Below are 21,176 nucleotides of genomic sequence, written 5' to 3'. Positions count from 1 at the left end.
TCAGTCGAGAATGAAGCTCTCCAGGTACGCCGGGTTCGCCCGGTCCAGCATCGATCGGGACCGCGCCCGGATCTGCCGGTCGCTGTGCTCGCTCGGCGGAAGGATCCAGAACCGGTCCGCCGCGATGCCCTCGGCGACGAAGTCGGCGACCTCCTCGACGGGCGTGAACGCGATCTCCTTGCCGGCCTCCTTCATGGCGGCCTCCCACTGGTCGAGGCTGCGGTACGGCGTCTTGCGCGGCCGCTCCTTGGCGAACCGGTCGGGCCGGTTGCGGTGCGACTCCCACAGCCCGGTGCGCAGCATGTGGGGGCCGGGGAAGAGGACGGACGCGCCCACGCGCGCGTGCTCCGCCTTCAGATGCGCGTACAGCGACTCCGTCATGGTCACGACGGCCGCCTTCGTCACCGCGTACACGGACGCCGTCGGCAGGGGCGCGATGCCGCCGTCCCCGGAGGACGTGTTGACGATGTGGCCCGGCTCGCCGCCCTCGATCATGCGCGGCACGAAGGCCTGGATGCCGTGGAAGACGCCCCACACATTGACGTTGAACGCCCATTTCCAGTCGTTCGGTTCGTGCTGCCACATGCGGCCCTCGGCGCCCGAGCCGACGCCCGCGTTGTTGCACAGCACATGGCAGGCACCGAACGTCTCGTACGTGTCCGCCGCCAGGTCCATGACCTGCTCGCGCTCGCCGACGTCGACCACGCGCGCGTGCACGGTCGCGCCGGTGCGCCGCAGTTCCTCGGCGGCGCTCTCCAACGCGCCCTTCTCGACGTCCGCGAGCACGACCTTCAGGCCGTCCGCCGCGAACCGCCGCGCCATGGCAAGACCGATCCCGCTCGCCGCGCCCGTGACGACGGCGACCTGTCCCTCGCGCAGCTCCATGTCAGGCGCTCCCCTCGGGCGGCCCGTCGTGGATCTGCTGCGGATCGTCGTAGCGCTGATGGATGTACGGCAGCAGGGCCTGCGCGCTGACCCGCTCGACGACCTTGCCCTTCTGGTCGGTGGTCTTCTCGCCGATGGTGATCTCCACCAGGGTCCGCACCGGAAGGTCGGCCACCGGGTCGAACATGGACTCCCGAAGGACGACGTCCCCGGTGATCCGCTCCAGCTTCCTGACCTTCTCGTTGCGCAGGCAGTGCACGAGCACCGGCTCCGCGTCGAAGCCCGAACCGTCCACGCCGGGAAGGAACTTGAAGTAGAAGTCCGTCTTCTGGGAGGGCTCGGGCAGCGGCAGGCTCTCGCTGACGGCGCCGCGCACCTCCACGAAGGCGATGCCGTGCCGCGCGAGCGCCGCCGTCACGACGAGCCCTTCGCGCTCGACGGTGACCTCGCCCAGTTTCTTCGGTTCGCCGAAGACCTCGCGCCCGCCGATCAGCGCCCGCTCGTGGGTCATCGGCATGACGAGCGGATACCAGCCCTCCACTCCTCCGTGCTCGGCCGCGACGGCCACCGAGCCCGCGCCCAGCGGATAGCCCGGCAGGTCGACCTTGCTGATGTTGGCCCGCACCAGGGGCCGTCCGGTGGGCTTCAGCGGCGGCGGAAGCACCGCGGCCACCGCATCCGGGTCGGACTCCCACACCGCGACCACTCCGGTCGACCAGATGTCGGGAAGCTTGCTGCTCGCCGAGCGCGAAGCGGCGATCTCCGCCTCACTGCGCGCTCCGTACCGTACGCGTGCCATGTCGTACCACCCTTCGAACGAGACGTGATGGGGGTCGTTCGGTCGTGCGGTCAGTCGTGCGGTCGTTCCGCGAGGCGCCTGTAACACAGTTACACCGGAGGCGATGAAGGGTAAAGACATGTGCACAGGACAGGGACGGGGAGGCGCAAAGTGACCGCACGCGCACCGCTCACCCGCGAAGAGGTCGTCGAGGTCGCCGCCGACCTCGTCAAGCAGCACGGCCCGCAGGCGCTCACCATGCGCAAGCTCGCGGCCGAACTGGGCACGGCCGTCACGTCGATCTACTGGCACGTCGGCAACCGCGAGTCCCTGCTAGACGCCCTCGTCGAACGCACGGTCGCCGACCTCGGCGGCTTCCGGCCGCGCGGGGCCACGCCGCAGGACCGCGTCATCTCCGTGGCCCGCACGCTGCGCCGCCGGCTTCGCGCCCACCCGCACCTGATCGCGATGGTCCACGAACGCGGGCTCACCGAGCGGATGTTCCTGCCCGCGCAGCAGGCCCTGGTGCACGAGGTGCACGCCGCCGGGCTGCGCGGGGCGCCCGCCGCCGAGGCCGTGCGCGCGGTCCTCTTCCAGGTCGTCGGCCACGTCCTCGTCGAGCGGAACCGGGAGCGCGCTCCGGCCCAGCACCCGCGCGAGGAGGAACTGTGGGGCGCGCGCACCGCGGAGGAGGACCGGGTGCTCGCCCGCGCGCTCGCCGCGCCCGCCGACCCGGAGCGGATCTTCACCACATCCGTACGCGCCCTGGTGAAATCGCTCCTGGACCCGCCCACTTGAGCCGCGACGTGATCCGCGACACGGCTCGCGGGGCAGGCGCCGACGGGAGTGTCAGTCCCGGCCCGTATCCTCTGGGACCATGCTCGAAGACCATCCGACCGCAGCGTCCGCAGCCTCCTGGCCGGCCGCGTATCCGAAGGGATACGCGGTCGTCGACGTGGAGACCACCGGCCTGTCCCGGGACGACCGGATCATCTCCGCCGCCGTCTACCGCCTGGATGCGCGGGGCGATGTCGAGGACCACTGGTACACGCTGGTCAACCCGCAGCGCGACCCCGGCCCCGTGTGGATCCACGGCCTGACGACGGACGTGCTGACGACCGCCCCGCTGTTCTCGGACATCGCCGAGGAGTTCGCCGCCCGCCTCGACGACCGCGTCCTGGTCGCGCACAACGCCGTGTTCGACTGGTCGATGATCGCTCGCGAGTACGCGCGCGCGGAGCGCACCGCCCCGGTCCGCCAGCGCCTGTGCACCATCGCGCTCTCCAAGGAGCTGGGCCTGCCGCTGCCCAACCACAAGCTGGAGTCCCTCGCGGCACACTTCGGCGTCGTACAGGAGCACGCGCACAACGCGCTGGACGACGCGCGCGTGCTCGCGGAGGCATTCCGCCCGAGCCTGCGCACGGCGGCGGCGGGGAACGTGCGGCTGCCGCTGCTCGAATGCCGCCCGCTCACCGAGTGGTCGGAGGCCTCGGTGCCGCGGCAGCCCGGCTCCTCCTCCTACCGGGGAGGTGGCGGTGGCACCTGGCGCGCCTCCCGCAAGCGCCCCGCCTGCCCGTATCCGAACCCCGGCCGCTACGAGCCGGACAAACCGCTCAAGCAGGGCATGCGGGTGGCGTTCTCCGGGGACACGTCGGTCGACCGTGAGCTCCTGGAGGACCGGGCGATCGACGCGGGCCTCCATGTGGCGACGAGCCTGTCCCGGCTCACCAGCCTCCTGGTGACCAATGACCCGGACTCGTACACGTCGAAGGCCGTGAAGGCGAAGCAGTTCGGCACGCCGGTCGTCGACGAGGCGGCGTTCGGGCAGCTGTTGCAGGACGTGACCCCGGCGGACGCCAAGTAGGACGGGCACCCCGCCTTCGCGGACGCCAAGCAGGACGGGCATCCCCGCCTCCGCGGACTCCTCGCAGGAGGGGCAGACGGGTGAACGCGGGGCGACTCGCCCCGCCACCGCTCGCCCCGGCACCGCCCGGACACCCACCCTGTGGCGCATGGCACGTTGTGAGGTCTGCGGAAACGACTACGGCATGTCCTTCGAGGTGCACGCGCAGGGCGCGGTGCACGTCTTCGACTGCTTCAGCTGCGCCATCCACCGTATGGCGCCGATCTGCGAGCACTGCCGGTGCCGCATCATCGGGCAGGGCGTCGAGGTCGACGGGCACTGGTTCTGCGGGGCGCACTGCTCCCGCGCGGAGGGGAAGGTGGGCATCGTCGACAACGTCTGAACCCTTCGGCACACGCCCGCCGCAATCGGGCGCACCCCACTGAAAGCACCCCATGCCCCCCGCTGTACGGTCATGGGGTGTACCGCTTCCTGTTGACCCGGCAGTGGGTGATCCTCACCCTGGTCGCCCTCGTCCTCATCCCCACGATGATCCGGCTGGGCATCTGGCAGATGGACCGCTACCACGAGCGCGACGCCAGGAACCAGCTGGTCACGAACGCGCTCAACGCGAAGTCCGTGCCCGTGGAGGACCTGGCGTCCCCCGGACACGTCGTCAACAGCCACGAGCGGTACCGCTCGGTCACCGCGAAGGGCCGCTACGACACCGACGACGAGGTCGTGGTGCGGCGCCGCGTCAACTCCAACGAAGAGGTCGGCTTCCACGTCCTGACCCCGTTCGTCCTGAACGACGGCAAGGTCCTGTTGGTCAACCGCGGCTGGATCCCGGCGCCCGGCGCCCAGACCTCCTTCCCGAAGGTCCCCGCCCCGCCGCGCGGCGAGACCACGGTCACCGGCCGGCTGATGCCGAACGAGACGACCGAGGCCAGCGGCATCAAGGACCTCAAGGACCTGCCCGAGCGGCAGATCATGCTGATCAACAGCAAGGAGCAGGCGGAGCGGCTCGGGAAGACGGTGCTCGGCGGGTACGTCGCCCAGACCGCGCCCAACCCGAAGGGCGGCACGCCCGAGCTGGTCGGAGCCCCCGGCAAGGAGGACTCCGCGCTGAACTACGCGTACGCCATCCAGTGGTGGCTGTTCGCCGCCGCGGTGCCCGTGGGCTGGGTGGTGCTGGTGCGGCGTGAGCTGCGGGAGCGGCGCCGCAAGGAAGAAACGCCCACGGAAGAGGCCGGGACGCCGGCCGCCGTCGGCTGACCGGTACACGGCGCACGACCCGCAGCACGCGATACACGGCCCGCGATACACGACCCGCAACACGCGGCGCCGCCGCACGCGCGGAAATCGACGTGCAGCACCACGCCTCTGACGGGGAACCCATGGCGTGTGCGCCCACATATCGAGGACTACGCCCTCATCGGTGACCACCAGACCGCCGCTCTCGTCGGCAGGGACGGGTCGATCGACTGGCTGTGCCTGCCCCGGTTCGACTCCCCCGCCTGTTTCGCCGCGCTGCTCGGCGGCGAAGAGAACGGCCACTGGCGGATCGCCCCCACAGGAGCGAAAGACTGCACCACGCGCGCGTACCGCCCCGGCTCCCTCGTGCTCGACACCGAGTGGCAGACCCCGGACGGCGGCGTCCGCGTCACCGACTTCATGCCGCAGCGCGACAAGGCCCCGGACGTCGTCCGCATCGTCGAGGGCCTCAGCGGCCGCGTCACGATGCGCGGCACACTGCGCCTGCGCTTCGACTACGGCTCCGTCGTGCCGTGGATGCGCCGCTCCGACGGGCACCGGGTCGCCGTCGCGGGCCCGGACTCGGCATGGCTGCGCAGCGAACCGCCCGTGCACACGTGGGGCGAGGACTTCGGCACCCACTCGGAGTTCACGGTCGAGGAGGGCGAGACGGTCGCCTTCGTCCTGACCTGGCACCCCTCGCACGAGCGGCGCCCGCCGCTGATCGACCCGCACGAATCGCTGCGGCACAGCCTGGAGGACTGGCGGGCCTGGACGGACCACTGCACCTACGAAGGCCCGCACAGGGAAGCCGTGCTCCGCTCCCTGCTCACCCTCAAGACCCTCATCTACGCGCCGACCGGCGGCATCGTGGCCGCCCCCACCTCCTCGCTCCCCGAGGAGATCGGCGGCGTACGGAACTGGGACTACCGGTACTGCTGGCTGCGCGATTCGACCCTGACGCTCGGCGCGCTGCTCTCGGCCGGCTATCTCGACGAGGCCGAGGCCTGGCGCGACTGGCTGCTGCGGGCCGCCGCGGGCGATCCGGCGGACCTGCAGATCATGTACGGCCTCGCGGGTGAGCGGCGCCTTCCCGAGCAGGAGCTCGGCTGGCTGAGCGGATACCGCGCCTCCCGTCCCGTGCGCGCGGGCAACGACGCCGCGCACCAGCTCCAGCTGGACGTGTACGGCGAGGTCGTCGACTCCCTCGCGCTCGCCCGCCGCGCGGGCCTGAAGGCCCAACCGCACTCCTGGCGACTCCAGTTGGCACTGCTCGACTTCCTCCACGAGGCGTGGCGCGAGCCCGACGAAGGGCTGTGGGAGGTACGCGGTCCACGCCGGCACTTCGTGCACTCGAAGGTGATGGTGTGGGTCGCCGCCGACCGCGCCGTGCGCGCCATGGAGGACGACCCGAGCCTGCCCGGCGACCTCGACCGGCTGCGCAAGCTGCGCGACGACGTCCACCGGGATGTGTGCGAGCGCGGCTTCGACGCGGAGCGCGGCACGTTCACCCAGTTCTACGGCTCGTCCGAACTGGACGCGGCCCTGCTGCTGATCCCCCGCGTCGGCTTCCTGCCACCGGACGACCCGCGCGTGATCGGGACGGTCGACGCGGTCCGCGACGAACTGTCGTACGAGGGTCTGCTGCGTCGCTACAGCTCCGACGGGGCCGGCGTGGACGGGCTGCCAGGGCAGGAGAGCGCGTTCCTGGTCTGCTCGTTCTGGCTCGCGGACGCGCTGCACATGACGGGGCGCACGAAGGAGGCGCGCGAGCTGTTCGAACGGCTCGTGGCGCTCCGCAACGACGTGGGGCTGCTCGCCGAGGAGTACGACCCCGTGGCGGGCCGGCAGCTCGGCAACTTCCCGCAGGCGTTCAGCCACATCGGCCTGGTGGGCACGGCGCTGACCCTGTTCGGCACGGCGGACGCGGGAGGGGGAGGATAGGGCCATGGATCTTGGACTGAAGAACCGTGTGTACGTAGTCACCGGCGCGACGCGGGGCCTCGGCAACGCGGCCGCGCGCGAGCTGGTCGCCGACGGCGCGAAGGTCGTCATCAGCGGGCGCGACGAGCAGAAGGCCAAGGAGGCGGCGGCCGAGCTCGGCCCGAACGCGTACGGCGTCGCCGCCGACAACGCCGACCCGGACGTCGCCGAGCGCCTGATCGGTGCGGCCCGCGAGCAGTTCGGTGCCTTCGACGGGATTCTGGTGAGCGTCGGCGGGCCCGCGCCCGGCTTCGTCGCCGACAACACGGACGAGCAGTGGACGGCCGCGTTCGAGTCCGTGTTCCTCGGGGCGGTGCGGCTCGCGCGGGCCGCGGCGGAGCAGCTGGAGGAGGGCGGCGTCATCGGGTTCGTGCTGTCCGGCTCCGTGCACGAGCCGATCCCCGGCCTCACGATCTCGAACGGGCTGCGCCCCGGGCTCGCCGGTTTCGCGAAGTCCCTGGCGAACGAGTTGGGGCCGCGCGGCATCCGCGTGGTCGGGCTGCTCCCGGCGCGCATCGACACGGACCGCGTGCGCGAGCTGGACGGGCTGGCCGCGGACCCGGAGGCGGCGCGCACGGCGCAGGAGTCCCGTATCCCGCTGCGGCGGTACGGGACCCCTGAGGAGTTCGGCCGGACCGCGGCGTTCTTCCTGTCCCCCGCCGCGTCCTACCTCACGGGTGTGATGCTGCCGGTGGACGGGGGATTCCGGCACGGATTCTGACGGCCGGGCGGGCGCTCAGCTGACGCGCTCCGCCCGGTGCTTGACCGCCCGCAGCCGGACCTCCGTCGGCAGCTCCGCAAGACCCGCGGACTCCCTCGCCTGCTTCAGGGAGTCCTGGCTCAGCAGGCGCAGGGCCTCGCCGGGGACAGCGTGCGACTCCAGGGTGAGGGTCGCGCGGGCCTGCGGGGTGGAGCGGCGGCCGGTCAGCCGGACGCCGGCCCGGTCGACCCCGTCCAGCGACTCCGCGCCGCTCACGAGGACGTTCTCCAGGGCCCGGCCACGCAGCAGCGCCCCCTCGCCGTCGCCGCTGTCGACCAGCACCTCGGCGAGCCTGCGGCGCCGCAGCTGGGCCACCAGCCACCACAGGGCGAGCAGCACGACGACGCCGAGCACCGCGATCACCGTCGGCCAGAACCAGCCCTCGTCGTGCCAGCGCGCCCGGTCGGCGTCGCTGACCAGCACGTCGTGCGGGCCGTCGTGGATCCACCACGACGGCGGGTCCGCCCCGAGCCCCACGGCGAGCACCGAGCCGCCGCCGAGCACGAGGACGAGTCCCAGCAGCCCGAGCACGATCCGGTTGACGGTCCTGAGCACGCCGCTCACCCCTTCTTCCCCGGCCGCGCGACCCGCACGGACAGGCCCGGCGCCTTGCCGAGCCCCAGTTCCTTGATCCCCTCGCCGAGCGTGGCGTCCAAGTCGGCCCGTACGTCGTCGAGTTCACGGAAGTGCGAGAGCGCCCGCACGTCCACCTTGGAGCGCTTCATACGCACCCGTACGGACTGCACGCCCGACACCTCCATGGCCCGGTCGCGCAGCACCATCGCCGCGGCGTCCCGGTGCAGCACCGCGCGGACCTCGGGGTGGGTGCGGCGCATCGGCAGCAGCGCGCGCAGCCCCGGCGTCACCGCGAGCACGATCAGCCAGAGGCCGAGCGCGGCGGCGACGCCCGCGCCGACGAGCACGGCGGTGTCGTCGAGGGGGCGCGTGGAGAGCTCGTCCGCGAGCGTCTGCCGCCACTGCATCGACTCGCGGCCCGCCCGCACCGCGGCGACGTCGTAGAGCAGCAGCCCCGCGGCGGCCAGGATCGCCAGGGCCACGAGGGCCGCGGGGACCCGCCGCCCCGACCAGAAGCGGCTCGCCTTCGGCTCGCTCTCCAGCGTGGGGTGCGGTTCGTACGAGGCGGCGGACGCCGACTGGTCGAGCGTGCTGCCGTCCCGCTCGACCACCGGAATCGGCCGGGTGGGTTCACTCATCGGATCCTCCCCCGGTCCGTGCCACGGGTGTGCGCCGAGTGCAGACGCTCGACCTGGACGGCCACCTCGGGCACCTCCATTCCCGCCAACTCCCTTACCCGCCGGGAAACTTGACGACGCACCGCGCCGCACTCGCGGCCGATGTCCGTCGGGTACTCCAGCTCAAGGCTGATCCGGACCCGCGCGCTGTCGTGCCGCACGGTGACCGTGGCATTGGGCGCCGCCCCGTCCTCGGGGATCCGCGTCAGTGCCTCTCGTGCCGCGTGCGCGGCGATCTTCGCGACGACCCGGTCGGCGATCCGGGTCGCGCCGCGCTCGGCCGGCGCGACCTGTGCCGCCATCGGTCACCCCCGCCGATCGCCGCGCGAACGGAAGAACTCGCCGACTTCCAGGTCCCCTTCCAGGAACCGGCCCGCGACGAAGCCGATGGCGCCGAGCGCCGCCACCAGCAGGAAGGCCCCGAAGCCGCCGAAGTATCCGGCGAATCCGAGGGCCATGCCGGCGATCATGCCGACCACGGCCAGATTCATCGTGCGCTCCTCCTAGGGAAGCCCGTGGCTGTGCCGACGGATCTCACTGGAGCCGGGACTCCGGCTCCTCGTCCTCCTCGTCCGGCAGCTTCACGTCGCTGACGGCGATGTTGACCTCGACGACCTCGAGCCCGGTCATGCGCTCGACGGCGACGATCACGTTCTCCCGCACGGCGCGCGCGGTGTCCGCGATCGACACGCCGTACTCGACGACGATCTCCAGATCGAGCGCCGTCTGTACCTCGCCGACCTCGGCCTTCACGCCGCGCGACACGGACTTGGCGCCACCGGGGACCCGGTCGCGCACCGCGCCGAACGTGCGGGACAGGCCGCTGCCCATGGCGTGCACGCCGTCGACGTCGCGCGCCGCGAGGCCCGCGATCTTCTCGACGACGCCGTCGGCGATGGTGGTACGCCCCCGGCCTGCGGGGTCGCCGCCGCCCCGCTTGGTCACATTGGTCTTCGCTGCGGCGGGACCGGGCGTCTCGCCCGGCTTCTGCGCGGTGTCACTCATCGGGCCGTCCCCTCGGTGAGGTGCGATCTCGGTGGGATGCTGCTTTCTTTTGCCCACATTAAGTCGGGTTACGCGAAGGCGCGCTCGCTATGCGGCAGCCTGGGGCAATGACCGCTGATGGATGGACACAGGCAGTGCGCACGCAGTTGGGGCTGGGCAGATTGCTGCCGCTCGGGGGACCGCAGGACGGCGCGTGGGTCACGGAACCGGCGGCCGCGGCCGCGCTGCGCCGTGCGGTGCAAGGGGTGCACGGGGTGCGCCTCGGCGCGCTGCGGATCGTCCTCGCCGACCCCGACTCGGTGCCGGAGCCCATGACTCCGGCCCCGCCGAGCGCCCTGCCGCCGGGGGAACTGCGGCTCACGGCGGACTGCGCGGCGACGGCTCAGGAACCGCTGCCGGTTGCCGCCGATCGGCTGAGGGAGGCGCTCGCGGGGGCCGCCGAGCGGGTGGGTCTGGTGGTGACCGAGGTGGATCTCCAGGTCACGGCGCTGCTCGACGAGGCGGAGCGGGAGACGGACCCCGGTCCCGCGGACGAGCCGACCCCCGCGGCGAAGCCGGCCGCCGCCTCCTCCCACGCGGAGCGGGCCGCCGCCGCGGCGCTCGGGGTGCCGGGGGTGACCCGGCTGACGGGGGCGCTCGGCGGGCTGGGGCGCGCGGTCCACATCGAGGAGCGGCCCGGCGGGGCGGCGCTCCCCCGCCGGCACGTGCGGGTGGAGTTGGCGGTGGCGGCGGAGGTGCGCGCGATCAAGGTGACCGGGGCCGTGCGGGCGGCCGTGGCGCGGGCGGTCCCGGGCGAGCCGACCGTGGCGGTGCTGGTCACGGAGATCGGCGGGTAGTCCGCCGCCCGCCGGGCGCTCAGTCGCCGATACCGGCGAGGTCGCGCAGACGGCGGCCCTGGGCGGCGCGTTCCGCGGCGCGCTGCTCGTCGAGGGTGCGGCCAGTGACGCCCTGGAGCAGCGCCTTCGTCTCGATGACGGCGTCGCGGGGCGCGGCGACGAGGGCCGCGACCAGGTCCTGGGTGGCGTCCGCCAGCTCGTCGGCCGGTACGGACACATTGGCCAGTCCGCTGCGTACGGCCTCGTCGGCGTGGACGTAGCGGCCGGTGACGCAGATTTCGAGGGCGCGCGCGTAGCCGACCAGCGAGACGAGCGGGTGCGTGCCCGTCAGGTCCGGCACCAGGCCGAGGCTGGTCTCGCGCATGGCGAACTGCACGTCGTCGGCGACGACGCGCAGATCGCAGGAGAGGGCCAGCTGGAACCCCGCCCCGATGGCATGCCCCTGCACCGCGGCGACGGTCAGGATGTCGCTGCGCCGCAGCCAGGTGAACGCGTCCTGGTACTCGGCGATCGTCGAGTCGAGGACGTCGTCGTCACCGCGCGCCAGATCGATGAAGGACGGCTCGCCGTCGAAACCCTCGGGCGTGAAGGCCTGACGGTCGAGGCCCGCGGAGAAGGACTTGCCCTCACCGCGCACCACGACCACCCGCACGGACCCCGGCAGAGCACGCCCGGCCTCGCCCAACGCCCGCCACAGCGCGGGACTCTGGACATTGCGCTTGTCCGGGTTGGTCAGGCTGACCGTGGCGATCGCATCGTCGACGGTGAGCCGGACGCCGTCCTTGTCGAGCAGCGGTGCGGGCAGATTCATCTGGGCCTCCGGGTCTGCGCAGCCGTACGGCACGTAGTCGTACGAGACGTAAGTGACTGCACAGTAACCACCCGGCCGGACAGCGGACCGACCGGGTGGTCAGTTGGACCCAGTGAGCCGAGCGAGCCCCGCGAGGGTCAGGCCGACGCGGCCTTCTTGCCTCGCGTGGCCCCGCCGCGACCGCGCAGCGTGACCCCGGATTCGCTCAGCATCCGGTGGACGAAACCATACGAGCGACCGGTCTCCTCGGCCAATGCCCGAATGCTCGCACCGGAGTCGTACTTCTTCTTCAGGTCTGCCGCGAGCTTGTCGCGCGCGGCGCCGGTTACCCGGCTGCCCTTCTTCAGAGTCTCGGCCACCCGTGCCTCCTCATGGGAAGTGCGCTCTGGATTTCCCATGATCACCCCTTGCGGCGTTCCTGGCCACCCATTCGGCAAGGTCCATAGACCCCCAATTCCGGGCTCGACGGGGATCCACACGAGTGGAATCCGGAATTCCGGCGGGGTTTCACGGCCCTCGAATGCGCCCGCGCGAAAGAAGCGCCAGGTCAGCCACGGGCCAGGCGCCGCAAGGGCGCCATGGACGACGCGGCCCCGAATTCCGTGCACGACACACCTGGGTACGAGGCGATCTCACCCAGATGAAGGATCACGGATCGGCCGAATGATCCAGATGGAGTGGATCAGTCAGTGGATCAAGCAGTGGATCAGTCGGTGATCTACGAGTGGATCACCGACCGGCCACCGTTCGGATCACGCGAGAGCCACGAGATCCGCGTACGTCTGGCCCCACAGGTCCTCGATTCCGTCCGGAAGCAGAATGATCCGCTCCGGCTGGAGGGCGTCCACGGCGCCCTCGTCGTGCGTGACGAGGACGACGGCACCCTTGTACGTGCGCAGCGCGCCGAGGATCTCCTCGCGGCTGGCCGGGTCGAGGTTGTTCGTGGGCTCGTCGAGGAGCAGCACGTTCGCGGACGACACGACGAGCGTGGCGAGCGCCAGACGGGTCTTCTCGCCGCCGGAGAGCACCCCGGCCGGCTTGTCGACGTCGTCGCCGGAGAACAGGAACGAGCCGAGCGTCTTGCGCACCTGGATCAGGTCCAGGTCGGGCGCGGCGGAGCGCATGTTCTCCAGGACCGTGCGCTCCGGGTCGAGGGTCTCGTGCTCCTGCGCGTAGTAGCCGAGCTTGAGGCCGTGACCCTCGATGACCTGGCCCGTGTCGGGCTTCTCGGCGCCGCCGAGGAGCTTGAGCAGGGTCGTCTTGCCCGCACCGTTGAGGCCGAGGATGACCACGCGCGAGCCCTTGTCGATGGCCAGGTCGACGTCCGTGAAGATCTCCAGGGAGCCGTAGGACTTCGACAGGCCCTCGGCCATGAGCGGCGTCTTGCCGCACGGCGAGGGCTCGGGGAAGCGCAGCTTGGCGACCTTGTCGGACTGCCGGACCTCTTCGAGGCCGGCGAGGAGCTTGTCGGCGCGCTTGGCCATGTTCTGCGCGGCGACGGTCTTGGTCGCCTTGGCGCGCATCTTGTCGGCCTGCGCGTTCAGCGTCGCGGCCTTCTTCTCGGCGTTCTGCCGCTCGCGCTTGCGGCGCTTCTCGTCCGCCTCGCGCTGCTGCTGGTAGAGCTTCCAGCCCATGTTGTAGACGTCGATCTGGGAGCGGTTGGCGTCCAGGTAGAAGACCTTGTTGACGACCGTCTCGACCAGTTCGACGTCGTGGGAGATCACGATGAAGCCGCCGTTGTACGTCTTCAGGTAGTCGCGCAGCCAGATGATCGAGTCCGCGTCGAGGTGGTTCGTCGGCTCGTCGAGGAGCAGCGTGTCCGCGTCCGAGAAGAGGATGCGGGCCAGCTCGATACGGCGCCGCTGACCGCCGGAGAGCGTGTGCAGGGGCTGGCCGAGCACGCGGTCGGGGAGGTTCAGGGCGGCGGCGATGGTGGCGGCCTCGGCCTCCGCGGCGTACCCGCCCTTGGTGAGGAACTCCGTCTCCTGGCGCTCGTACTGCCGCAGGGCCTTGGCCTGCGTGGCGCCCGAGCCGTTCGCGATGCGCTGCTCGTTCTCGCGCATCTTGCGCATCAGGACGTCGAGGCCGCGGGCGGAGAGGATGCGGTCGCGGGCCAGCACGTCGAGGTCGCCGGTGCGCGGATCCTGCGGCAGGTAGCCGACCTCGCCGGAGCGCGAGATGGTGCCGCCGGCCGGCTGGCCCTCGCCCGCCAGGCACTTCGTGAGGGTCGTCTTGCCCGCGCCGTTGCGGCCTACGAGGCCGATGCGGTCGCCCTTGGCGACACGGAAGGAGGCGTTCTCGATGAGGATGCGCGCGCCGGCGCGCAGTTCGATGCCCGATGCGGTGATCAAGGGAGGTACTCCAGGACAGGATTAACGGCTGGTTGACAGGGCGGGGGCCAATCAGCGCCGCTAATGCACCCAGAGAAGGAACGTCATACGAACCAGTTTACCGGTGACGTGCAAGCGCTTTTCCCAGGCGTCCGCGTCCCCCGTTCGGCCCTCGGATCCGGCCGCGCTGACCAGGGACGTAACAGGATGAGGGGGTCGATGCCCGGCGAGAAGGCGGTGCGCATGCAGTTCGACGACGACGCGCGTCTGGACACCTCTGAGGTCCAGGACGCGCGCGGCAGCCGGCTTCCCGGCGGGAGGGCCACCATGGGCGGTGGCCTCGTGGGGGTGATCGCGCTCGTCCTGGGGCTGCTCTTCGGCACGGACCAGTTCGGGCTCTCCGACGCGACCACCGGCGCCCCGGCGGCGCAGATGTCCAGCGAGGCGCAGGTCCAGGAGCAGTGCCGGACGGGCTCGGACGCGAACAGCAGGCAGGACTGCAGGACCGTCGCCGTGGTCAACAGCGTGCAGGACTTCTGGGGCGCCGAGTTCGGGCGCAGGAGCGCCGCGTACACGCCCGCCTCTACGGTGTTCTTCACCAACCAGGTCGCCACCGCCTGCGGCTCGGCGACCTCGTCGGTCGGGCCGTTCTACTGCCCCGGCGACCGGCGGGTCTATCTCGACCTCGGCTTCTTCGACGAGCTGCGCACGAAGTTCGGTTCGAGCGGCGGGCCCTTCGCGCAGGCGTACGTCGTGGCGCACGAGTACGGGCACCACGTGCAGAACCTGATGGGCACGCTGACCCGCGCCCAGGACGGGCGCACAGGCGAGAACAGCAACGCGGTCAAGGTCGAGCTGCAGGCGGACTGCTACGGAGGCGTGTGGGCGCGGCACGCGACGCGCACGCCCACCGAGTCCACCGGCAGGCCGCTGATCACGAGCCTGACCGACGCGGACATCCGCGACGGCCTGGACGCCGCCGCGGCGGTCGGCGACGACCGGATCCAGGAGCGGTACCAGGGCCGGGTGACGCCGGAGACGTGGACGCACGGCTCGGCCGCCCAGCGCCAGCAGTGGTTCTACCGGGGCTTCGAGAGCGGCGACATGGCCCAGTGCAACACCTTCCGGTGAGCCCGGGCCACTGACCTCCTACGCCCCGCCGGTGTGCACCTGGAAGGCCGCCCTGCGGACCGCCTTCGCGAGCGCCGGGTCGGGGTGCGCGGCGGCGAGCGCGACGAGCACCTGCACCGTGCGCGGATGCCCGACGGCGCGCACCTCGTCGATCAGCGCGGGCACCGTCGGCTGCACCGCGGCCTCCAAGTGCCGTACGAGGAGGGGGGCTTCGCCGTGGTCGGCGACGGCGGCGGCGGTGTCCACCCACAGCCAGGTCGCCTCCTCGCGGCTGAGGACCGTGTGCACGTCCTCGGGGTCGGCGCCCTCGTACTCGGCGAGCCACAGCAGGGCGTAGGGGCGCAGGTGCGGGTCGTCGGCGGCGCGGCGGACCTCGGGCTCGGCGGGGGCGCCGACGACGCGCAGCGCCTCGAAGGCGAGTCCGCGCAGCAGGGCGTCCTCGCCGCGCGCGGCGTCGAGGAGGTCGGTGACGGCGGTGCCGATGTCGCGGGCGGCGAGCCAGGCCCGGTACTCGTCGCGCGCCGCTTTGGGGCGCAGGCGGGCGCAGCCGCGCAGCATGTCCTCGGCGGACACCTCGATGTTCCCCGCCGGGGACTGGGCGGCGACGCAGATCTGCTCCAGCTTCACCCACACCGCCCAGCTGCCCAGCGGGGTGAGGGTGGCGTGCCCTTTCTCGTACGTGAGCGCGCCGACGGCGGCGAGGCCGCGCAGGGACCAGTCGAGCAGCGGGAGGAGCGGGGTGTCCTGCGGCGGAGTCGGTTCGGAATCGACAGGTGCGTCGCGCGGCGACTCGTCTGAAGGGGGGCGGCGGGTGACGGGCGGGACGAAGGGGATCTCGCAGCGTTCGGTGCGCAGTTCCGTGACGCGCTGGTCGAGGAGGTCGAGGAGCTGGGCGACGGCGACCCGGTCCGCCATCAGCTGCAGGAAGCTCAGCAGTTGCGGGACCGCCTCGACGACCTCGGCCACCGCGGCGGGGCCGACCCCGTCCGGGGCCGGGTGGACGAGCGACCAGGCGTCGAACAGGGCGACCCAGCCGCGCAGCACGGCGGTGTCGTCGCGGTCCCAGGCGCGCAGCCGCCAGCCGGGGCGGGCGCTGGCTCCGTGCACCTCGACGAGTCCCGCGAGGCGGGCGGTGTCCCAGTGCGCGCGGACCTGATCGACCGTCATCCCCAGGTCGTCGGCGGCGCGCAGGGCCGTCGCGTCGGAGAGCGTCCCCTTGCCGTCGCGGGCGGCCACGTCGTTGCCCGGGCCGATCTCCGAGTCGGCCCAGCGGGCCACACGGACGGCGTCGGCGAGGCCGCGGCGCGCGTCGTGGGCGAGTACCGCGGGGGGTGGAGTGCCCTCGGGCGGGCGGGGCGCCGGGCGGCGTGCGGCGACCGGCCGCGGGGTCGGGGCGGCCAGGGGCTGGCGGCGCGGGCTGACGAGTCGGAGCCGGGAGTCGCGCGGGGTACGGGACGTCACGAAGGGCAGTCTCCCGGTTGACCCTGCCAATTCCCAAACGGGGGCCCTGTACTGCCGTTACATCAACGGCGTCAGGAACCGTCGCAGCGCCTCCTCGTAGCCCTTCGCGTCCGCGTTCCACATCGCGTTGTGCGGGGCCTCGTCCACCTCGTGGAGGGTGACGAGGTCCGGGCGGCGGTCCGCCAGGCGGCGGGAGAGCACCCACGGGGACACCTCGTCACCGGGGCCGTGGATCAGCAGCGTGGGGACCTTGAGGGTGCGCGGGTCCGCGGCCTCCGAGAGGCGGTCGCCGGTCAGGCCCGTGCGGCCCTGGGCGGCGCGGACCGCGAGCGGGAGCAGCGGGCCCGGGGTGCGGCGGGCGCGGGCCAGGGCGCGCAGCGTGACCTCCCAGCCGAGCACTGGCGAGTCGAGGACCAGGCCTTTGATCCGGTCGCGCAGCGCCGAGTGGGCCGCCGCGTGCAGGGCCATCGCGGCGCCCGTCGACCAGCCGAGCACGATGACGTCGCGGGCGCCGTAGCGCACGGCGTAGCGGATCGCCGCGTCCAGGTCGCGCCACTCCGTCTCGCCGAGGTGGTTCAGGCCGTCGGGCGAGCGGGGCGCGCCGAGGTCGCCGCGGTAGGCAAGGTCGAGCACCGGGAACTGGTGGTGGTGCAGGAACTCCATGAGGTTCATGGGGTGTTCGCGGGTGGTGCCGAGTCCGTGCACGGCGATCACCCACGTGTCGCGGGAGCCGGGCAGGAACCAGGCGGGCAGCGCGCCGAGTTCGCCGGGCACGTCGACGTCGGCGTGGTCGAGGCCGAGCGCGGCCTTGGGGTCGCCGATGTGCACCTGGGGCGTGAGCCAGGCCTTGGCGCCGGGTTCCAGGGTGCCGTGGGTGACCCGCTCCAGGCGGCGTACGACGGTGTCGGCGGAGGTCGTGGCCGATTCGACGACCGGGCCGACCACCGCGTGGTAGCCGTCGCCCTGCAGCCCGTACCTGCCGGGGCGCAGCGAGGCCAGGTCGCGGGTCAGGGTGACCTGGCCCGCGGCGGTGGCGTGCACGGTGAGTCTCGGCTCGGTGGGCAGCGGACGGCCCGCGGGCGCCTTGAGCGCGGCGTCGCTGGCCAGGCGGCCGGCGGCGATGGCGGCGGCCGAGGCCCCGAGGGCGGCGGTGACGGCAGCGGCCGTCGCTTTGGCGGTGCGCACCCGTCCAGTGTCGGGGCCCGCGCCCGCCCCGGCCAGTGGGGCGACGGCCACAGGTGACGCGAACGGCGCGTACCGGTCAGCCGGCGTCCTGCTGCCCGTACCCGCCAAGGCGCTCCCCCACCTCGCGCAACTGCTCTTCGGTGAGCAGCGAGGGGGTGCGGCCGGGGACGGAGTGGGCGGTGAGCCACAGGCGGCACATCCACTCCAGTTGGGCGGTGCGGTCGTAGGCGGCGGCGAGGGTGGCTCCGTATGTGAGGGCGCCGTGGTTCCGCAGCAGGCAGCCCGTGCGGTCGGCGAGCGCGAGCAGCATGTTCTCGGCCAACTCCCGCGTTCCGTACGTGGCGTAGGGGGCGACGCGGACGGGGCCGCCGAGCGCCGCCGTCATGTAGTGCACGGGCGGGAGCTCGGACACGAGCGTGGAGACCGCGGTGGCGTGCACGGCGTGGGTGTGCACGACGGCGCGGGCATCGGTGTTCCGGTAGACGGCGAGGTGCATGGGGAGTTCGCTGGTCGGCTTCAGGGTGCCGGCCCGCCGCTCGCCGTCGAGGCCGAAGGCGACGAGATCGTCCGGGCCGAGCTCCTCGTACGGGACGCCGGTCGGGGTGACGAGCACGGTGTCGCCCACCCGCGCCGAGACATTGCCCGAGGTTCCGACGACCAGGCCGTCGGCCACCGTCCGGCGGGCGGTCGCCACCAGTTCCTGCCATGCCGCGTCGAGTTCCGGGAGGTGTGTCATGGCGCGCATCCTGCCAGCCGCCGGGCGGCGGAGCGGGCGCGGACCGGTGCGGAGCCCGATCTTCCGTCATCCCCCATATGGGCATTGATCGGTCTCAGGTGTTATTTGGCCGAGCTTGGCCGGGTAATTGATGATCTCTCGCTACTCTCTGGGGGTTCCCTGGAGATTTGTCATGCACGTCGTCACTTTCGGGGGGTATCCATGGCTCTCAGCCGCACCGCGTCCCCGCGTCGGCACCGCGTCGCCGCGCTCACGTCCGTCGCCGCACTGACCATCGGCGGCACCCTGCTCGCGGAGCTGCCGGCCCAGGGCGCGGGCAAGCCGCGCGGGCACGACGTCTCGTCGCACCAGAAGAACGTGAACTGGCAGAAGGCGAAGAACAAGGGCGCCCGGTTCGTCTACGTCAAGGCGACCGAGTCGACGAACTACCGCAACCCCTACTTCTCCCGGCAGTACAACGGCGCCCGGAAAGCGGGCATCATCCGCGGCGCCTACCACTTCGCGCTGCCGCACAAGTCCTCCGGCGCGACGCAGGCCTCGTACTTCGTGCGCAACGGCGGGGCGTGGCGGCGGGACGGCTGGACGCTGCCGCCCGCGCTCGACATCGAGTACAACCCGTACGGCAAGGGCAAGCACCCCTGCTACGGGCTGCGGAAGTCCACCCTGGTCTCCTGGATCAAGTCCTTCAGCGACCAGATCGTGCGCAGCACCGGCCGCCGTCCGGTCATCTACACCAACGCGCGCTGGTGGAAGCAGTGCACCGGGAACAGCCGGGCCTTCGCCGCCGACCACGCGTTGTGGCTCGCCCGGTACGACGAGCGCGCGGGCGCACTCCCGGCAGGCTGGAACTACTGGACGTTCTGGCAGTACGGCGAGAGCGGCCGGCTGCCGGGTGATCAGAATCTCTTCAACGGCTCGACGGCCCAGCTCAAGCGGTTCGCGCGGGGGTAGCCGAAAGGCCCTGCCGAAGGTCCCCGGAGCCCGTGGTTCCGGGGCCGAGGGCGCCTCGAACCGGAACCGGCGGCACCACCCCGCGACAAGCGGAGCGAGAGCACTCCGGTTCGGGTCACCGGGGCGCCCGGCCCAGTTCATCTTCCGTTCACTCGGGCTCTTTACGTTCCAAGTGCCACTGACGTCCAACCGAAGCCTGGGTAAATGGAACACATCACGCTGCTCCTGGCGATCGTGATCGTTACCGCGCTGGTCTTTGATTTCACCAACGGTTTCCACGACACAGCCAACGCGATGGCGACGACCATCTCGACTGGCGCCCTCAAGCCGAAGACGGCGGTGGCCATGTCCGCCGTGCTGAACCTCGTCGGAGCGTTCCTCTCCGTCGAAGTGGCGAAGACCATCTCCGGCGGCATCATCAATGAGGACGGCCTCAAAACGGAGGTCATCTTCGCGGCGCTGGTAGGCGCCATCCTCTGGAATCTGCTGACCTGGCTGCTCGGCCTGCCGTCCAGCTCCTCGCACGCACTGTTCGGCGGCCTCATCGGCGCCGCGGTCATGTCGATGGGCTGGTCCTCGGTCAACGGCGGCACGGTCGTCACCAAGGTGCTGCTGCCCGCGGTGGCCGCGCCGCTCGTCGCCGGCATCGCCTCGATGCTGGCCACCCGCCTCACGTACCGCATCAGCAAGAAGACGGACGAGAAGGCGACCGCCAAGGGCTACCGCGCCGGGCAGATCGCCTCCGCTGGCCTCGTCTCCCTCGCGCACGGCACGAACGACGCGCAGAAGACGATGGGCATCATCACCCTCGCCCTGATCACCGGCGGTGTCATCGCGCCGCACGCCGACCCGCCGATGTGGGTCATCGTCTCGGCCGGTCTGGCCATCGCGCTGGGCACGTACCTGGGCGGCTGGCGCATCATCCGCACCATGGGCAAGGGCCTCACCGAACTCGCGCCGCAGCAGGGCTTCGCGGCGCAGACCAGTGCGGCGACCGCGATCCTCGCCTCCTCGCACCTGGGCTTCTCGCTCTCCACCACGCAGGTCTGCTCCGGCGGTGTGATGGGCGCGGGCCTCGGCCGCAAGGGCGGTGTCGTCCGCTGGTCGACCGCCTCCCGGATGTTCATCGCGTGGGGTCTGACCCTGCCGGCCGCCGGACTGGTCGGCGCGGGCGCCGAGTTCCTGACCAAGCAGGGCCCGTGGGGCATCGGCCTCACCGCCGCGCTGCTCGTGGCCGGTTCCGGGATCATCTGGAAGCTGTCGCGCCGCGACTCCATCGACCACACCAACGTCACCGCGGACGACCCGCACGCCACCCCCGCGCAGGAGGCCCCGGGCGTCGTGACGACCGCGATCGCCTCGGTCACCCCGCCGCCGGTGGGCACGGTCGAGACGTTCGAGTCGGAGGCGAAAATACCCGCCCAGCCAAAGGCCGGTGCGGTGAACGACCCCGCGCGCCCCGCCGGCGCCACGCTGTAAGGAAGCAGGACCGGTATGAAGATCGACTGGGCGGCTCTCGGCTCCGTCTTCGGTGTCTCCCTCGTGGTCACCGTGGCCCTCGTCGGCCTGTTCACCCTCGGCATCGTGGGTCTCTCCAAGCGGGAGTCGGCGGCGCGTGAGGGCGGCTCGGCGACCGTCGCGACCTCCGGGGCGTACGTCTGCTTCGCGCTCTGCCTGGCGGCCGTGGCCTACGGGATCTACCTGATCGTGGCCTGACCCGGCACAGGGCATACGAAGGCGGGGTGCGGGACGTTCGGCGTCCGGCACCCCGCCTTCGTGCGCCTCAACAGCAAGTTGACGTGCCAACTCGGAGCGTGGTGGACTTCCCCCGCCATATACGGCAGCAGTTGAGGAAGCCGGTGCGAATCCGGCGCGGTCCCGCCACTGTCAGCCCCCCCCTTCTCCAAAGGGGCGAGCCAGGAACTCTCGCTGCCGGTCTCGTCGAACCAGGGCGTGGACACCCTGAGTGAGGAC

The 21,176-nt window shown here is 71.9% G+C and carries 24 protein-coding genes and 1 riboswitch; of the genes, 11 read left to right on the top strand and 13 right to left on the bottom strand.

Translation table 11 applies throughout. The features are described from left to right. Together ACIA8D_RS16335 and ACIA8D_RS16330 are read right to left on the bottom strand one after the other, a co-directional pair. Entirely contained in the window at positions 1 to 885 is an 885-nt protein-coding gene (locus tag ACIA8D_RS16335; RefSeq protein WP_399232564.1) for an SDR family NAD(P)-dependent oxidoreductase, read from the bottom strand. Position 886: 1 nt separating this feature from the next. Further along, positions 887 to 1,684 (bottom strand): acetoacetate decarboxylase family protein, encoded by a 798-nt coding sequence (locus ACIA8D_RS16330; protein WP_399232562.1) that lies wholly within the window; start codon positions 1,682 to 1,684, stop codon positions 887 to 889. 150 nt (positions 1,685 to 1,834) lie between these two features. Between ACIA8D_RS16330 and ACIA8D_RS16325 the strand changes: the two genes are divergently transcribed. From ACIA8D_RS16325 to ACIA8D_RS16300, 6 genes are all read left to right on the top strand, one after another. Continuing rightward, positions 1,835 to 2,461 (top strand): TetR/AcrR family transcriptional regulator, encoded by a 627-nt coding sequence (locus ACIA8D_RS16325; RefSeq protein ID WP_399232560.1) that lies wholly within the window; start codon positions 1,835 to 1,837, stop codon positions 2,459 to 2,461. 79 nt (positions 2,462 to 2,540) lie between these two features. Next, complete coding sequence (locus ACIA8D_RS16320; protein WP_399232558.1) at positions 2,541 to 3,527, top strand: DEDDh family exonuclease; 987 nt, start codon at positions 2,541 to 2,543, stop codon at positions 3,525 to 3,527. Positions 3,528 to 3,675: 148 nt separating this feature from the next. Then, positions 3,676 to 3,909 (top strand): hypothetical protein, encoded by a 234-nt coding sequence (locus tag ACIA8D_RS16315; protein ID WP_266721084.1) that lies wholly within the window; start codon positions 3,676 to 3,678, stop codon positions 3,907 to 3,909. Positions 3,910 to 3,986: 77 nt separating this feature from the next. Further along, positions 3,987 to 4,781: an SURF1 family protein gene (locus tag ACIA8D_RS16310; RefSeq protein WP_399232556.1), complete on the top strand. Its 795-nt coding sequence runs from the start codon at positions 3,987 to 3,989 to the stop codon at positions 4,779 to 4,781. Between the two features lie 129 nt (positions 4,782 to 4,910). Continuing rightward, positions 4,911 to 6,704, top strand: coding sequence for a glycoside hydrolase family 15 protein (locus ACIA8D_RS16305; RefSeq protein ID WP_399232554.1), 1,794 nt, complete (start codon positions 4,911 to 4,913; stop codon positions 6,702 to 6,704). A gap of 4 nt (positions 6,705 to 6,708) precedes the next feature. After that, on the top strand, positions 6,709 to 7,464 hold the full coding sequence (locus ACIA8D_RS16300) for an SDR family oxidoreductase (RefSeq protein WP_399232552.1): 756 nt from the start codon (positions 6,709 to 6,711) through the stop codon (positions 7,462 to 7,464). A 15-nt stretch (positions 7,465 to 7,479) separates the two neighbouring features. On the opposite strand, the gene amaP is transcribed toward ACIA8D_RS16300, so the two are convergent. From amaP to ACIA8D_RS16275, 5 genes are read right to left on the bottom strand one after another with little or no spacing between them, the layout of a single operon-like run. Further along, on the bottom strand, positions 7,480 to 8,067 hold the full coding sequence (gene amaP / locus ACIA8D_RS16295; RefSeq protein WP_399232550.1) for an alkaline shock response membrane anchor protein AmaP: 588 nt from the start codon (positions 8,065 to 8,067) through the stop codon (positions 7,480 to 7,482). Next, the gene (locus ACIA8D_RS16290; protein WP_399232549.1) at positions 8,064 to 8,717 is read right to left on the bottom strand and encodes a DUF6286 domain-containing protein; all 654 of its coding nucleotides are present in this window, start codon (positions 8,715 to 8,717) and stop codon (positions 8,064 to 8,066) included. The genes amaP and ACIA8D_RS16290 overlap by 4 nt, the downstream gene beginning before the upstream one ends. Continuing rightward, positions 8,714 to 9,058 (bottom strand): Asp23/Gls24 family envelope stress response protein, encoded by a 345-nt coding sequence (locus ACIA8D_RS16285; protein ID WP_399232548.1) that lies wholly within the window; start codon positions 9,056 to 9,058, stop codon positions 8,714 to 8,716. The genes ACIA8D_RS16290 and ACIA8D_RS16285 overlap by 4 nt, the downstream gene beginning before the upstream one ends. A 3-nt stretch (positions 9,059 to 9,061) precedes the next feature. Continuing rightward, complete coding sequence (locus tag ACIA8D_RS16280; protein WP_266721070.1) at positions 9,062 to 9,247, bottom strand: hypothetical protein; 186 nt, start codon at positions 9,245 to 9,247, stop codon at positions 9,062 to 9,064. Positions 9,248 to 9,290: 43 nt separating this feature from the next. Further along, on the bottom strand, positions 9,291 to 9,761 hold the full coding sequence (locus ACIA8D_RS16275; RefSeq protein WP_399232546.1) for an Asp23/Gls24 family envelope stress response protein: 471 nt from the start codon (positions 9,759 to 9,761) through the stop codon (positions 9,291 to 9,293). 107 nt (positions 9,762 to 9,868) lie between these two features. Between ACIA8D_RS16275 and ACIA8D_RS16270 the strand changes: the two genes are divergently transcribed. Beyond that, positions 9,869 to 10,597, top strand: coding sequence for a nucleopolyhedrovirus P10 family protein (locus ACIA8D_RS16270; protein WP_399232544.1), 729 nt, complete (start codon positions 9,869 to 9,871; stop codon positions 10,595 to 10,597). Positions 10,598 to 10,616: 19 nt separating this feature from the next. Here ACIA8D_RS16270 and ACIA8D_RS16265 read toward each other — a convergent pair whose 3' ends face one another. The 3 genes from ACIA8D_RS16265 to ACIA8D_RS16255 form a co-directional block, all read right to left on the bottom strand. Beyond that, the gene (locus ACIA8D_RS16265) at positions 10,617 to 11,408 is read right to left on the bottom strand and encodes an enoyl-CoA hydratase/isomerase family protein (protein ID WP_399232543.1); all 792 of its coding nucleotides are present in this window, start codon (positions 11,406 to 11,408) and stop codon (positions 10,617 to 10,619) included. 137 nt (positions 11,409 to 11,545) lie between these two features. Beyond that, the gene (locus ACIA8D_RS16260) at positions 11,546 to 11,767 is read right to left on the bottom strand and encodes a helix-turn-helix domain-containing protein (protein WP_006123601.1); all 222 of its coding nucleotides are present in this window, start codon (positions 11,765 to 11,767) and stop codon (positions 11,546 to 11,548) included. 393 nt (positions 11,768 to 12,160) lie between these two features. Beyond that, positions 12,161 to 13,759 (bottom strand): ABC-F family ATP-binding cassette domain-containing protein, encoded by a 1,599-nt coding sequence (locus ACIA8D_RS16255; RefSeq protein WP_399232541.1) that lies wholly within the window; start codon positions 13,757 to 13,759, stop codon positions 12,161 to 12,163. A 222-nt stretch (positions 13,760 to 13,981) separates the two neighbouring features. On the opposite strand from ACIA8D_RS16255, the gene ACIA8D_RS16250 reads away from it, so the two are divergent. Then, the gene (locus ACIA8D_RS16250; protein WP_399232589.1) at positions 13,982 to 14,869 is read left to right on the top strand and encodes a neutral zinc metallopeptidase; all 888 of its coding nucleotides are present in this window, start codon (positions 13,982 to 13,984) and stop codon (positions 14,867 to 14,869) included. Between the two features lie 18 nt (positions 14,870 to 14,887). Here the strand turns inward: ACIA8D_RS16250 and ACIA8D_RS16245 are convergent, their stop codons facing one another. From ACIA8D_RS16245 to ACIA8D_RS16235, 3 genes are all read right to left on the bottom strand, one after another. Continuing rightward, positions 14,888 to 16,330 (bottom strand): hypothetical protein, encoded by a 1,443-nt coding sequence (locus ACIA8D_RS16245; protein WP_399232539.1) that lies wholly within the window; start codon positions 16,328 to 16,330, stop codon positions 14,888 to 14,890. 57 nt (positions 16,331 to 16,387) lie between these two features. Continuing rightward, entirely contained in the window at positions 16,388 to 17,515 is a 1,128-nt protein-coding gene (locus ACIA8D_RS16240; RefSeq protein WP_399232537.1) for an alpha/beta hydrolase, read from the bottom strand. A 76-nt stretch (positions 17,516 to 17,591) separates the two neighbouring features. After that, positions 17,592 to 18,251, bottom strand: coding sequence for a class II aldolase/adducin family protein (locus tag ACIA8D_RS16235; protein ID WP_399232535.1), 660 nt, complete (start codon positions 18,249 to 18,251; stop codon positions 17,592 to 17,594). 201 nt (positions 18,252 to 18,452) lie between these two features. On the opposite strand from ACIA8D_RS16235, the gene ACIA8D_RS16230 reads away from it, so the two are divergent. The 3 genes from ACIA8D_RS16230 (at position 18,453) to ACIA8D_RS16220 (ending at position 20,918) form a co-directional block, all read left to right on the top strand. Next, a complete protein-coding gene (locus ACIA8D_RS16230) occupies positions 18,453 to 19,202 on the top strand; it encodes a lysozyme (protein ID WP_399232533.1) in 750 nt (249 codons plus the stop codon). A 204-nt stretch (positions 19,203 to 19,406) separates the two neighbouring features. After that, the gene (locus ACIA8D_RS16225) at positions 19,407 to 20,681 is read left to right on the top strand and encodes an anion permease (protein WP_399232531.1); all 1,275 of its coding nucleotides are present in this window, start codon (positions 19,407 to 19,409) and stop codon (positions 20,679 to 20,681) included. 15 nt (positions 20,682 to 20,696) lie between these two features. Next, entirely contained in the window at positions 20,697 to 20,918 is a 222-nt protein-coding gene (locus ACIA8D_RS16220) for a hypothetical protein (RefSeq protein WP_399232529.1), read from the top strand. Positions 20,919 to 21,002: 84 nt separating this feature from the next. Continuing rightward, positions 21,003 to 21,149: riboswitch (cobalamin riboswitch) on the top strand. Positions 21,150 to 21,176: the final 27 nt, after the last annotated feature.

The organism is Streptomyces sp. NPDC051684 (genome assembly GCF_044453445.1).
Taxonomy (GTDB): Bacteria; Actinomycetota; Actinomycetes; order Streptomycetales; family Streptomycetaceae; genus Streptomyces.
The sequence above is the reverse complement of the archived record's forward strand: the minus strand, read 5'-3'. Positions and strand labels throughout refer to the sequence as shown.